The sequence below is a fragment of the Nonomuraea sp. NPDC003201 genome, assembly GCF_053590415.1.
In genome coordinates this window covers 1-12,569 of the sequence record NZ_JBSFTC010000303.1, presented here as the reverse complement: position 1 = coordinate 12,569, position 12,569 = coordinate 1, and the positions used below count along the sequence as shown (strand labels likewise).

Genomic DNA, 12,569 nt, shown 5'->3' with positions numbered 1-12,569 from the left:
GGCGCGAGCGGCCCGCCGCCCGCCGCCGGATACCACAGGCTGATCATCAGTTCCCGGTACGCCTTGGCCGTCAGCAGCGGATCGGGCCGCGAGCGGTCCACCAGCCGCATGGCCACGGTACCGACCGGGTACGGGCCGCCGGGCGCGGGCAGGCTCACCCCGATCGGGCTCGCGGCACCGGCACCGGCACCCGCACCGGCGTCGGCACCGGCGCTGGACGCGGGCAGGGAGACCGCCAGCACCAGCACGGCCAGCCCGGCGACCCTGCCCGCCACCTTGCCCGCGACGCGGCTCGCGACGGTGCTCGCCACCTTGCCCGCGGCCTTGCCTGCGACCGTGCCTGCGGCTTTTGCGACGGCGGATGCTGGGCTCTTGGGGACGGCGGACGAGCCGGTGGCCTGGGCGCTCATGGCCAGATCCAGATTTTTCGTGACAACGGACATGCGAAAGCTCCTCCATCGGAAAAGGGATGTCCGACAGGCTGACACCCGGCACGCCCGCGGGACAGCGGCGGAGGTAGCACGCGCACCTGCGACTTTCGGATGACGGTCATCCCCGAGGACGAGCGGGAGCGAACCCGCAGGACAACTAGGGTGAACCGCATGAACCCAGCCGACCGTCTGGCGGCCCGCCTCACCGCGCTGAGCCGATGGTCGACGTTGCCCGCCGACGCGCTGCTGGCCGCCGCGCTGTTCCTGGCCACGCTCGGGCCTGGCCAGGTGCTGTCGGGTCCCCCATGGCTGCTCGCGCTGCAGACCGCACTGGTCGCGCCACTGACCTGGAGACGGCGCGCTCCGATGACGGTCCTGGGCGCGATCGGCCTCGCCGCCGCCGTCCAGTGGGCGCTGGACGTACAGCTTCCCGCCGACGCCGCCCTCCTGGTGGCCCTGTACACGGTCGCCGCGCACCGCCCGTGGCGCCACACCCTGCCGGCGGCGCTCGCGGTGCAGACAGGGGTGCTGCTGGCCGCCGCCCGCTGGGCGCCGCCCGGCCAGTTCCCCTTCACGGTGGCCGCGCTGAGCGCGATGGCGGCCGCCGCCCTCATGGCCGGCCTGTGGATGCGGGTACGGAGGGCGTACGTGACCTCCCTGGAACGCGACCGCGAGCAACGGGCTCGGCTCGCCGTCGCCGGAGAACGCGCACGGATGACCCGCGACATGCACGACATCGTCACCCACAACCTGTCGGTCATGGTGGCGCTGGCCGACAGCGCCGCCTACGTTCGCCACAGCGCGCCGGACCGGGCCGCGGCGGCGATGGAGCACATCGCCGCGACGGGACGCCAAGCCCTGCAGGACATGCGCCGCACCCTGAACACCGGCCACGCCACCTCGGACGAGGACTGCCTCGACGAGATGCTTCAGCCCGCGCCCGGGATCGCCGAGCTCGCTCCGCTGGCCGAACGGATGCGCGCGGCCGGGCTGGCGACGGGGGTCCGGGTGGCCGGTGACGCCGGGGCGGTGCCCGCCGCCGCCCAGCTGACGATCTACCGGCTGGTTCAGGAGGCGCTGACGAACACGCTGCGGCACGCCTCCGGGACCCGCGCCGAGGTACGGATCGACGTGTCGTCGCGCCGTGCCGAGGTGGAGGTCATCGACGTTCGCGAGCCGGTCGTCCCTGGCGACCCCGGGCTCGTCGACGCCGGGCCTCTCGACGCCGGGCCCGACGCCCCCAGGCCTCTCGACTCCGGGACCTGGGTGTCGGGGCCCCGCTCCGGGCCCCGGGGCGATGCGCGCGGGATCGCGGGTATGCGGGAACGGGTGGCCGCCTACGGCGGGACCCTGGACGCCGGGCCGGTGGCGGGCGGCGGATGGCGGGTGCTGGCCGTGCTGGACCTGGGAGCGCCACGATGATCCGGCTGCTGATCGCCGACGACGAGTCGCTGCTGCGGATGGCCTTCCGCATGGTCTTCGAGGCCGAGCCGGACATGGAGGTGGCCGGGGAAGCGGACGACGGCGAGCAGGCGGCCCGGCTGGCGCGGCACCTGCGTCCGGACGTGGTGCTGATGGACGTGCGCATGCCCGGCCTGGACGGCATCGAGGCCACCCGCAGGATCGTGCGCGACAGCCCGCGCTCGCGCGTGCTCATCCTGACCACCTTCGACCTGGACGAGTACGCCTTCGCGGGGCTGAAGGCCGGAGCGGCCGGGTTCCTGCCGAAGAACACGCGGCCACCGGAACTGTTGAGCGCGATCCGCAACGTCGCTGCCGGAGAGGCGGCGCTGTCGCCGCGTGTCACCCGACGCGTGCTGGAGAGGTTCGCGCCGCAGATGGCGCCGGGGCCCGCCGAGCGGGACGAACGGCTGGCTCAGCTGACCGCGCGCGAGCACGAGGTGCTGGTGCAGGTGGCGCGCGGGCTGTCCAATGCCGAGGTCGCCGCGGCGTTGCACCTGGCGGAGGCGACGGTCAAGACGCATCTGAGCCGCGTACTGGTCAAGCTCGGGCTGCGCGATCGCGCCCAGGTGGTGGTCTTCGCCTACGAAATCGGCCTCATCCGCCCCTCCACCCCCGACTTCTGACCACCCCGCCCGAACCACCGTTCACATGGAGGCGGGGTGGAGCCAGGAGGAAGGCCCGTAGACGCAGCGACTCCAGGCGTCACGGCGCTCACAGCGCGGCTGGCCAATTCCGCGAACGGACGCTGCCCCAGCCGGTCCCCGCGCGGTCGGCAAACTCTGCGAACGGCCACTGCTCCGGCCGGTCACCGCGCGGTCGGCCAACTCCGCGATGGCGGCGGCCACCGCCTCCTGTGCGCCTGCCTGGCCGCGGGCGGCGATGCTGCCGAAGAAGCCGGATGAGCCGCCCGCCGGTCGCTGACGCGCAGCACCGGGGCGAGGTCCTGCCGCCGGTCGGGGCCGGCACAAGGCCGTCGCTGCTCAATGGCAGCGCATGTCGAACCCCGGTTCGTGATATCCGTCGAAGAACTCCACGATGACGCCCTTGAACCCACCCCGCCATGATCCGCTCGGGTTGACGTACACGGTGCCGGAGAGCGCGCGGCCTTCGACCCCCTCGATCGCGGCGAACTCGTAGTAGCGAGCGATCTCGGCGTCCGGCAGCTTGGTGAGTAGGGACATGCGGACCAGATAGTCGCAATGATTGCTGTTGCCCGACTGAAGACCCACCGTGCCCTCTACGCCGCGATCACCTGGCTCCGTGTCGGGCGGGAGCGGGAACATGCTCACCCGCTCCTCCAGCCGGGCCAGCTTCTCGTCGTTCCGCCACTCGGGGACCTTGAACACCAGGACGTAGGCGACGACGCAGGCAAGGAGACCCAGGCACACATAGAACGGCCACCTGCTCCGCTGCTTCGGTAACCCCTCCGGGACCGCCTCGGTCAGCACCATGCCATCCTCCAGCGCGTTCGTAGAGTGATCGCCATTGAACAACACGGACCGGTGAGGGGGGTACGCCCTCATGCTCTCCGAGGCCCACTGGGAAGATGTGGAGGTCGTCCCCTCAACGGAAGAGAATCCTCAGCATGGCCGTCATCCACCGCACCGACCTCAAGCCGACCAAGCTGGAACTGCTCACCTCCTGGCTACCCACCCGGCCGTGGTACCTGGGCGGAGCGGGCGAACCGGAATTGGCCAAGGCCGGTGGCTTCCGGCTGGACGACCCCCAGGGTGAGGTCGGGATCGAGTTCATGGTGGTCACGGACACCTCGGGCACCCAGCCGATCAACTACCTGGTACCGCTCACCTATCGCGGTGCCCCGCTCGACGGGGCGGAGCACGCCCTCGTCGGCACCATGGAGCACGGGGTGCTGGGGCGGCGCTGGGCCTACGACGGCTGCCACGACCCGGTGCTGGTCGCCCAGCTGCCGGCCCTGATCGAGGGCCGGGTCCAGGCCCAGGACCAGAACACCAGCGACACTCCCGACCGGGAGGTCACCCGCTCCTACCTCGGTGGCAGCCCCGCCCCCACGGACTTCTCCGCCACTGCCGTCGACGACCACGAGGGCACTGAGCTGCCCGCACCGGACGGCACGACCCTGCGTTTGCACCGGGTCCTGCGTCCCGCACCGGACGACGCGCCTCTCCTTCCGCCGGAAGCGACTGGCCACGTCGCCGGGTCCTGGCGGATGCCGGATGGCACCCGCGCGCAGGGCCTGTTCGTGGTCTTGCACACCGGCCCTCGTGCCTGAGGAACGCCGCGATCGCGCGTGGAGCCGCACGACTGCCCGCCGGTACCCGTACGGATCTGGCGCGGCTGGTAGTTCTACAGAAGGCGCCCGTAGTCGGAGGCGGCATGCTCTGAGTCATGCAAAACGTGGAGATCTGGAGTGAAGAGTTCGGCGCCGCCACCGACGAGCCGGTTCTGCTGGTGATGGGTTCGATGTCGCAGGGGATCCTGTGGCCGGATGAGTTCGTGGGCCGGCTGACCGCTGGTGGCCGTCGGGTGGTCCGGTATGACCACCGTGACACCGGCAGGTCGGCGACGGTGGATTTCGAGAAGGAGCCGTACACCTGGGACGCCATCAAGGACGACGTGCTGCGGGTGTTGGATGCGCATGGTCTGGGGAGTGCGCATCTGGTGTGTCATTCGGCGGGTGGTCTGTTGGGGCAGTTGATCGCGGTGGAGCGGCCGGAGCGGGTGCGTTCGCTGACGGTTATCGGTTCTTCGCCGCTCGGTGGGGGTGAGGGGATGGTGATCATGCGGGCGTTGATGGGTCAGCCGCAGCCGGAGGGGAGTTTGCCGGAGCCGGTGCCGGAGTTCGTGTCCCACTATCAGGGGTTGATGGCGAGTCCGCCGCCGGCCGATCGGCGGGAGCGGATCGAGGCGATGATCGCTGAGCAGCGGGTGCTGCACGGTACGGGGCTGCCGTTCGATGAGGACGCTGCCCGCCGGCTGCAGGAGCGTATCTACGATCGGGCCCGGAACTTGGACGCGGTGGTGAACCATCGCCTGGCCGCGATGGCTCAGCCGGACTTCGAGCCGGTGGGTGTGCTGGATCGGGTGAAGGCGCCCACGCTGGTCATCGAGGGCACTCACGAGCCGGCCAAGCCGGGTCATGGCGCGATCATCGCCGAGGGGATCCCGGGGGCGCGGTTGATGATGGTCGAGGGGATGGGGCACACGCTGCCGCCGGAGGTGCACGAGGAGCTGGCGGCCGCCATCCTCGCGCACACCTCCGAAGTCAGGACGTGAGCCGCCCGCTCGGCACGACCACGTACTGCCGCAGGTACAGGTCCCGGAAGCTCACCGGGCCGCGCGGGCCGGGCACCCGGTCGATGTTGATGCCGGTCTCCGGCAGCCGCAGCAGCTTGAAGCCGTCGAGGAGCCGGGTGGTGGAGTTCCAGAACACCCCGGAGCCGGCGTAGGCGTCGATGAACTCCGCGGCGGCGGCCGGATCCTCGGTCGCGACGGCGGCCGCCAGCCCGGAGGTCTCCTCGTTGGCGATCCGGGCCGCGTGCAGCGGGCCGTCGGCGGCGTCGACGGTCACGGTGGCCGCGCGCTCCGGGTCGAGCGACCACTCGTACCCGCGCGGGTGGGCGTGCGGGGGCAGTGACGCGCCGATGCCCAGGCGGTCCAGGGCCTCGAGGACGCCGGGCAGCCGCTCGTCGTAGCAGGACCGGTCGATGAGCAGCAGGTTGAGCCGGTTGCACACGCCCAGCCGGTCGAGGCTGCCGGTGATGAGCCGGTGGACGGTGTCGTCGTCGGCGGCCGAGTGGATGTAGAGCACGCCGCCGCCGTCGGCGTGCGCGAGGGTGCGCACGCCGTGCCGGGCGGCCTCGCGGCCGAGGTCGCGGGTGCTGTCGCCGCTGCCGCGCAGGATGACCAGCGGGATGAGCTCGGGCAGCGACACCAGCTCGTACGCCGCCGAGCGGTCCTCGCTCGGCACCAGCTGGACGGCGTCCGGGTCGAGGCCGGCGTCGGCGAGGGCCGGTGCGATCACATGCTCCACGATGGCCCGGGACGAGCGTAGCGCGGCCGAGCCGGTGCGCAGGACGCCCGCGTTGCGTGATTTGAGGAACTGCGAGGCGATGTCGAGGGTGACGTTGGGGCGTGCTTCGAAGTTCGCGCCGATCACGCCGACGGGCCGGCGGCGTTCCAGCAGGGTCAGGTCGTCCGGGCGCTCCTCGAGGACCTTGTCGCGGGGCTCGTGCGGCACGTCCGCCAGGGTGCGGAGTTCCGCCGCCATGCCGTCCAGCCGTGCGCCGGTGAGGCGCAGGCGGTCCTGGAGGGCGGGTGACATTCCGGCGGAGACGGCTGCGGCGAGATCCTCCTCGTTGGCGGAGACGAGGGTGCCTCGTGCGGTGCGCAGCCGCTCGGCCATGCCGCGTAGCGCGGTGTCGATGGCGGCGTCCGTCGCGCGTTCGAGAGCGGGAGAGCTCTGTCGGGCCCGGATCGCGCAGGTGCGCACCGCGTTGTCGGTGGAGCTGGTCAAGGGCGTCCTTTCGCCGGTGGGGCGCGGGGGCGAGGTGCAGTAGATCGTAGCATTGTTCAACAATCCCCTTATTGAACGCCTACGAGTACCGGCCACCCGCCCTGCCGGGTGAAGGTCGCGGCGGTGGGCATACGGAGTTCGAGCCGTTCCCCCCGGGACCTGGCCAGGAGGCGGAAGTCGCCGAGGAGGCGATCGCCCACCGTCACGGAGCGGTCGACCCGCAACGACTCCAGCACCCACATGTGGGCGTCGAAGATCTGCTGGACGGTGAACTCCGCCTCCCGTCCGTTCGGGATCAGCTCGGTGAGCAGGCGGGTCTTGAGGGAGTGGACGTAGGCGATGGCGTTGCCGGGCATCTTGGCGGCGATCGCCGGGTTCTTGGGGATGACCATGGCCATGCCCTCGCCCTTTTCGTTGAACGCGGTCTGCACGCGCGGGTCGTTGCGCCAGAAGCGCTGTTCGAGGATGTGGTCCACCTCGTACAGGTCGCCCCGGCCGCGGTTGAGCTTGGCCAGGGTCCGGTAGTCCTCGACGCGTCCGGCGAGCCGGTCGTAGTGCGCGATGTCGGCGGCGCTGAGCCGGCGCAGCCGGCTGTCGGTCTGCTTGGCTCGTTTCAGTGTTTCGGCCCAGTCGGTGCCGAGTTCGCTCTCCAGTTCCTTGATGAAGCGGGATTTGCCTCGCTGGCTGAGCGCCCACGAGACCGGGTCGAGGCTCTGCGCGATTCCCCGGGACAGTTTCCTGTTGGTGAAGGCGTTGAAGCCGGCCGCCAGGCGGGGGTTGCGGAAGGTCTTGAAGTTGCTGGTCAGGAGCCGTTCCACGATGCGCCGGTCCAGCTCTCGCAGGTAGGCGTTGCCGACGAGGTCGTGGAAGCGCCTGAGCACCTGGTCCATCGAGAGCTTGCCCGCCGCGAAGCGGGTGAGCGTCCGGGTGAGGTCGGTCGCGCCTTTGACGTCGATGCTCCCGACGGCCTCGAGGAACTCGCGTTCGGCGACGCGCCCGACTTCGCTGATCACGTCTTCTTCGAGCACCTTGGCGAGCTTGGTCGCTTTGAGCTCGGTTCGTACGGACTGCAGGACCGCGCGGGGCAGCGCCTTGGCGAAGGGCAGCGCCGACAGCACGCCGTAGGCGAGGATCTGCGTGCCGGTCACCTCGTTGCCCCAGAAGTCCTTGCCGGTCGCGAGCTGGAAGGCGATCTGCGACAGGTCGTACAGGACGTTGATGTACGGGACGAACTGGATGGCCAGCTCGAAGAGGAAGATGAGCCCCTGGTGTTCCGGGGCGAAGTGGACCTCGACCTCCTTGGGCTGGAAGGTGGTGTTGTCGAGCACGGTTCCCTGCGGCGGGAAGCGCGGGATGAACGAGTCGTCCAGCCGCAGGGTCTGCACATCGATGAACCCGGCCATGTCCGGCGAGGCCGCCGCGTGCACGATCACGTTGTGCGTGTGCACGACGCGCACGACGACGCGGTCGCCGAAGATGTTGTCCTCGTCCTCGTGCGAATGGACGACGATGTCGTAGACGAAGGCCGCCGGTCTGCCGGCCTGCCGGTTGTCGATGTCGATGGTGACCACGTAGCCGTTGAGCACGTTCCTGATGACCACGCCGAGCGGTTTCGTCGTCACGTTGACCGTGATCGCCTGGGCGAAGAAGTCGCCCCGGCGGCCGGCCTCGTCGTCGGCGAAGGGGCCGACCGTGAACGGCTGGGGGAGCAGCCGCCACAGCTCGATGACGGACTGGTCGGGCTGGGGGATCAGGTCGTCGTCCTGGGGGCGGACGATCTCGACCAGGGGAGAGCGCGGGCCGAGCACCCCCAGGAGGTCGGCGGCCGTGCCGCCCATGCGTCTGGTGGTCACGGTGACCTGCCGGGCGAGCGCGAGCCAGATGACGGGGAAGGTCCGTTCCCCGGCGGGCGGCAGGTATCGCCAGGTGAAGGGCTGGTGGCCGGTCTGGTTCCAGGGCGGCGCGGTGAGCGTGATCTCCAAGGTGGCGCCGCGGACCGGGTCGGCGATGTCGGCGTGGAAGGTGAGTACGCCGCGCCCCTTTCCCGGCTCGACGTACCCGGTGAGCAGGGGGCCGGCCAGGATGGCCGGCGCTACGGGATCTGCCATGTCCTAGACCTCGACCCACTCCCCGTCGGAGTCCTGCTCCCAGCGGGGCAGCTGGTCGTCCTGGCGCAGCTTCAGCAGCGAGGTCGGCACCCGCACCAGCCACGGATCCCCCTGCGGGACCTCGGTGCCGGGCCGGTCGAGACGCTCGGCGATCTCGTCGGCGATGGGCAGGTACAGGGGGTTGGAGATGGTCGGCAGCGGGCCGCCGTTCCAGATCTCGCCGAAGGTGAGGAAGTGGTCGATGGCGCCCTCGAAGCCCTGCCGGGCCGGCACCGAGACCCGGCAGAACCCGGCGCGGAGGAAGTCGGCGAACGCCGGGTCCGGGTCGTCGAACCCGAGCCGCTCCTCCCACTGGTCCTTGCGTCCCCAGAAGTAGGGGTAGGTCACGAACGTCATGTGCTCCCACTCGAAGGCCTGCTCGAAGAAGCGCACGTACGGGCCCTCGCCGGCGGCCTCGAACACGTTGATCTCCGGGAGCCCGTTGGCGGGGGAGATCTCGATGGAGTCGAACAGGTCGTAGTGCTGGTCGGTCAGGATGCTGACGCAGTTCTTCTTCAGCTCCGTCTGCATGAGAGCGAGGTTGGCGGCCGGGTTGCGGCCCTGGATGTCCACGCCTGCCCGCAGCTGCAGCGCCGCCAGCTTCTCCTCGTAGTCGGCCACGGCCGCCTTGTGCGCCGTCTCCAGCTTGGCGTGGGTCTCCAGCCGCCACTTGTCCATGGCCCGGTCGGTGCGCTGGCACTTGACCTCGACGGCCACCGCGACCTGCGAGAGGTGGAAGGTGTCGATGCCCACGGCGACCGAGTCGCGTTCGTCGTCCAGCGAGGTGGTCCACAGCCAGTTGCCGTCGGGCATCCGGTGCGTACGCCGCCCGACCACGACGTCCACGGAGTTGTCGCTCTCCCAGATGTTGCGCACGACGCCCACGCTGGCGTACACGGCCCGGTAGCCCTCGTCGATGCTGATCTGGCCCGAGTGGTTGTAGTTGGTGTCGCTGTCGCCGCCGCCGGCCTTGAAGTCCAGCGACTTGGTCTTGAACAGCTCGGGAGGCGGCGCGACGTCGGTCGCGCCGGTCTGCTTGACCCAGTACTGGTAGTTGCTCTCGGTGATCTGGCCGGGGTTGAGCGGGAAGTCCGGCGGCTTGATCAGGTTGCGGGCGGCGGCGTTGGTCTGCTGCATGGCCGCGATGAGGAAGGCGGCGGGCTCGGGCACCATGAAGTCGAACATCGCCCGCAGCCCGTAGTTGAACATCTGGGCCTGGTAGACCTTGTTGACCCACTGGTAGACGCCCGAGACGTTCTGGGAGCTGCGGGTGTTGTCCAGTTCGTGGGTGTTCTTCTCGATGGTCTCGGTCGTGGTGGTCAGCTGGGTACGGGTCAGCACCCTTTCGGCGATCTTGCGTGACGTCCGCTCGGTGACGTCCTGCGAGAACGTGGCGGCCGACCGGGTGGCCTCCTGCTTGCTGCGCGCGATGGAGCCCTCGGCGCTGGCGGAGAACTCCACGACCGGGCCGTACCTGCCGGAGATGTTCAGCCCGGCCTTGAGCGCGACGTCCTCCTTGACCGTCTGCTCGGTCTCCCTGGTCATCTCGAAGCGGTCGGTGGTCTGCAGGTCCCGGTCCTCGCTGGTGTTGGTCTCCTGCTCGTTGATCGTGATCAGCTCGGTGGTGTCGCGGCGGCTGTGGTCGCGCACCTTGTGCTCGCCGCGCAGCACGTTCTCGATGTGCGCGACGTCGGCCGACTCGTACCCCGTCAGCTGCTGCTTGATCACGAGCAGGTCGGCGATGCCGGCCGGGGCGACCTCGCCCTTGGTGTGGGGGACGCGGCCGTCCAGCGGGATCGGCGGCAGCGGGACGGTGCCGCCGGTCCCGAGCGTTCCCCAGCCGGTCGTGACGGGGGTCTGCACGGTCACGAGCGCTTCGCCGACGCGCAGGAACGACTGGCGCACCGGATGTCCGGCGACCGCCTCCAGCTGGTTCACCGTCGCCGCCAGATCGGCTTCGAGGCGGTTGCTGAGCCGGTCGAGCGGCACGGCGGTCAGGTCGAGGCCGCGTTCGGTGAGCACCGTACGGGTGGCCTCGGACAGCTGCCCGCCGGCCGTCGGCAGGAGCACGAACCCGACCTCGGGCGTCGGGGTCGGCCGGAACTCCGTGCGGCCGCGCAGCACGGGAGCGGGCGTCTGCAGCAGGGACTGCGCCACCGGCGCGCTGACCACGTCGGAGGTCTCCGGCGTGTCCGTGCCCGTCTCCGCCGCCTCGCCGATGATCGGGGTCGGGGCCACCCGCTCGCGCAGGTTGCCGTGGAAGGCGCTCAGCGCGGTGGCCACGTTCGTCAGCCGTACCTGGTCCGGCGGCTGCACGAGGGCGCTGGTCGTCTGGGACGTCACGTGGAAGTGCTCGGCGTTCAGCTGGGCCAGCTCGCCCAGCGCCGTCCGCAGGTCCGCGTGCCGGGCCAGCAGGTCGTCGACCTCCTGGCGGCGCGCGGCCACCGCCGCCTCACGCCGGCCCCGTACCGCCTCCTCCGCCTCGCGGGTCGACAGCCTGGAGGTCAGGCCGAGGTCGAACGGCAGGCGGAGCGAGCGCCGCCGCCAGCGGCGCAGCTCCTGCAGGTCCTTGGGGAACTTGTCGTCGTCGGCGTGGCGCACGATGACCTCGGCCGTACGCAGCTGGCGGGCGAGCTGCTCGATGGGCCGCGCGTGCTCCTCCTGCAGCACCTTGATCGCCACGAGGCTGTCCTTGAGCCTCCTGACCGCGTTCCGAAAGTCCTCCAGGCCGGTCACCTGGTTCGGGCTCATCCCGAACACGTCGTCGATGGCCTGCCGCACCATCTCCGGTGAGGCGGACACGTCGACGTCCTCCATCTCGTCGAGGCGTCCGGTGAGCTGGTCGAGCTCGGCGCCCAGCGGGGTGTCCGCCGGGTCGCCGATGAACTCCGGCCCCGCCACGTACGCGGTGGCGGCCGCTTCGACGGCGGTACGCCGCTGGGCCGCCCCGACGGCCTCGCGCAGCGCCTCCTGGAACGGCGTGTCCTGGGCCAGCGGGATGCTGGGAGTCTCCGGGTCCTGGGCCACGGCCGGCCGGGTGAGCATCAATCGGAAGAGATTTTCCATGGGCTTGTTTTCCTCCGCCCCCGTGTTTCGAGGCGCCGCGTCCGTGCGGCGTCTCGTCTGTGCTGACTAAGGCGTTCCATGCCGTTCCGGGCGGGGACAGGACGGGTGCGACGGATCGGGCGTGGCACCGCGAACCCGTCGCTGGTGGACACGCAGGCCTACATCGCGGCCAACGACCGCATGATGGTCGTGGCGTTCCGCGGCACCCAGCCCGAGGAGCTGCGTGACTGGCTGTCGGACGCCGGCACGCTGCTGGCGCCGTACGCCGCCGGAACCGGCATGATCCACTTCGGCTTCTACCGCGCGCTGGACGTCGTGCATCCGGCATGCTGGACACGCTGGAGAACTGGCGCGCCGACGGGCAGTCGCTCTGGTTCGCCGGGCACAGCCTGGGCGGCGCCCTGGCCATGCTGGCGGCGGCGCTCACCTACTTCGAGGACCCGAGCCTGCTCGCCGACGGCGTCTACACCTTCGGCCAGCCCCGCACCTGCTGCCCGCTGCTGGCCGCCGCCTACGACAAGGCGTTCAGGGGCCGGATGTTCCGCTTCGTCAACAACCACGACGTCGTCGCCCAGCTCCCGCCCCCGCCGCTGTTCCAGCACGTGGCCGAGGAACGCCACTTCGACGCCAAGGGCAAGCTGCGGGAGAAGACGCCCCTGGCGGCGGGGCCGGCCGACCGGCTGAAGGGCCGCACCGCCGACCTGCTGGCGCCCGGCGGCGACGGCGTCCGCGACCACTTCATCGACGCCTACCTGGCGAACTTCGACGCCAACCTACGCTGAGCCCCGAGCCTCAGCCGGGGGACCGCGCATCGCGTAGCAGCAGGGCCGCCTGCACCCGGTTGGCGCAGTTCAGTTTGGCGAGGATGCGGCTGACGTAGGTCTTCACGCTGGCCTCGGTCATGTGGACGTGCCGGGCGACCTCGGCGTTGGACAGGCCCTGCGCCACCAGGGCGAGGACGTCGGC

General features: G+C 70.7%; 10 protein-coding genes and 1 pseudogene. 5 read left to right on the top strand and 6 right to left on the bottom strand.

The annotated features are described in order from the left end of the window. A pseudogene (locus ACWDX9_RS50880) lies at window positions 1-443 on the bottom strand (hypothetical protein); the annotation flags it as partial. A gap of 159 nt (window positions 444-602) precedes the next feature. On the opposite strand from ACWDX9_RS50880, the gene ACWDX9_RS50875 reads away from it, so the two are divergent. Then, complete coding sequence (locus ACWDX9_RS50875; RefSeq protein ID WP_449968722.1) at window positions 603-1,853, top strand: sensor histidine kinase; 1,251 nt, start codon at window positions 603-605, stop codon at window positions 1,851-1,853. Further along, window positions 1,850-2,518: a response regulator gene (locus ACWDX9_RS50870; protein ID WP_449968720.1), complete on the top strand. Its 669-nt coding sequence runs from the start codon at window positions 1,850-1,852 to the stop codon at window positions 2,516-2,518. The genes ACWDX9_RS50875 and ACWDX9_RS50870 overlap by 4 nt, the downstream gene beginning before the upstream one ends. Window positions 2,519-2,875: 357 nt before the next feature. Here ACWDX9_RS50870 and ACWDX9_RS50865 read toward each other — a convergent pair whose 3' ends face one another. Then, window positions 2,876-3,346 (bottom strand): hypothetical protein, encoded by a 471-nt coding sequence (locus ACWDX9_RS50865; protein WP_449968717.1) that lies wholly within the window; start codon window positions 3,344-3,346, stop codon window positions 2,876-2,878. A 134-nt stretch (window positions 3,347-3,480) separates the two neighbouring features. On the opposite strand from ACWDX9_RS50865, the gene ACWDX9_RS50860 reads away from it, so the two are divergent. After that, entirely contained in the window at window positions 3,481-4,146 is a 666-nt protein-coding gene (locus ACWDX9_RS50860; RefSeq protein WP_449968716.1) for a maltokinase N-terminal cap-like domain-containing protein, read from the top strand. A 116-nt stretch (window positions 4,147-4,262) separates the two neighbouring features. Further along, on the top strand, window positions 4,263-5,150 hold the full coding sequence (locus ACWDX9_RS50855; RefSeq protein ID WP_449968715.1) for an alpha/beta fold hydrolase: 888 nt from the start codon (window positions 4,263-4,265) through the stop codon (window positions 5,148-5,150). On the opposite strand, the gene ACWDX9_RS50850 is transcribed toward ACWDX9_RS50855, so the two are convergent. The 3 genes from ACWDX9_RS50850 to ACWDX9_RS50840 form a co-directional block, all read right to left on the bottom strand. Then, window positions 5,140-6,390 (bottom strand): aldehyde dehydrogenase family protein, encoded by a 1,251-nt coding sequence (locus ACWDX9_RS50850; protein ID WP_449968712.1) that lies wholly within the window; start codon window positions 6,388-6,390, stop codon window positions 5,140-5,142. The two genes, ACWDX9_RS50855 and ACWDX9_RS50850, sit on opposite strands and share 11 nt — an antisense overlap. A gap of 68 nt (window positions 6,391-6,458) precedes the next feature. Then, window positions 6,459-8,498 carry a hypothetical protein gene (locus ACWDX9_RS50845; RefSeq protein ID WP_449968710.1) on the bottom strand — a complete coding sequence of 680 codons (2,040 nt, stop codon included), beginning with the start codon at window positions 8,496-8,498 and terminating at the stop codon, window positions 6,459-6,461. A gap of 3 nt (window positions 8,499-8,501) precedes the next feature. Further along, window positions 8,502-11,603 (bottom strand): hypothetical protein, encoded by a 3,102-nt coding sequence (locus ACWDX9_RS50840; RefSeq protein ID WP_449968707.1) that lies wholly within the window; start codon window positions 11,601-11,603, stop codon window positions 8,502-8,504. 326 nt (window positions 11,604-11,929) lie between these two features. Between ACWDX9_RS50840 and ACWDX9_RS50835 the strand changes: the two genes are divergently transcribed. Then, window positions 11,930-12,385: a lipase family protein gene (locus tag ACWDX9_RS50835; RefSeq protein WP_449968705.1), complete on the top strand. Its 456-nt coding sequence runs from the start codon at window positions 11,930-11,932 to the stop codon at window positions 12,383-12,385. A 10-nt stretch (window positions 12,386-12,395) separates the two neighbouring features. On the opposite strand, the gene ACWDX9_RS50830 is transcribed toward ACWDX9_RS50835, so the two are convergent. Beyond that, window positions 12,396-12,554 (bottom strand): response regulator transcription factor, encoded by a 159-nt coding sequence (locus ACWDX9_RS50830; protein WP_449968724.1) that lies wholly within the window; start codon window positions 12,552-12,554, stop codon window positions 12,396-12,398. Between the last annotated feature and the right edge of the window lie 15 nt (window positions 12,555-12,569).

Bases quoted from the DNA above. Each gene is read 5' to 3' on its own strand.
- ACWDX9_RS50875 (WP_449968722.1), top strand. From the start codon at position 603: ATGAACCCAGCCGACCGTCTGGCGGCCCGCCTCACCGCGCTGAGCCGA.
- ACWDX9_RS50870 (WP_449968720.1), top strand. From the start codon at position 1,850: ATGATCCGGCTGCTGATCGCCGACGACGAGTCGCTGCTGCGGATGGCC.
- ACWDX9_RS50865 (WP_449968717.1), bottom strand. From the start codon at position 3,346: ATGGTGCTGACCGAGGCGGTCCCGGAGGGGTTACCGAAGCAGCGGAGC.
- ACWDX9_RS50860 (WP_449968716.1), top strand. From the start codon at position 3,481: ATGGCCGTCATCCACCGCACCGACCTCAAGCCGACCAAGCTGGAACTG.
- ACWDX9_RS50855 (WP_449968715.1), top strand. From the start codon at position 4,263: ATGCAAAACGTGGAGATCTGGAGTGAAGAGTTCGGCGCCGCCACCGAC.
- ACWDX9_RS50845 (WP_449968710.1), bottom strand. From the start codon at position 8,498: ATGGCAGATCCCGTAGCGCCGGCCATCCTGGCCGGCCCCCTGCTCACC.
- ACWDX9_RS50840 (WP_449968707.1), bottom strand. From the start codon at position 11,603: ATGGAAAATCTCTTCCGATTGATGCTCACCCGGCCGGCCGTGGCCCAG.
- ACWDX9_RS50835 (WP_449968705.1), top strand. From the start codon at position 11,930: ATGCTGGACACGCTGGAGAACTGGCGCGCCGACGGGCAGTCGCTCTGG.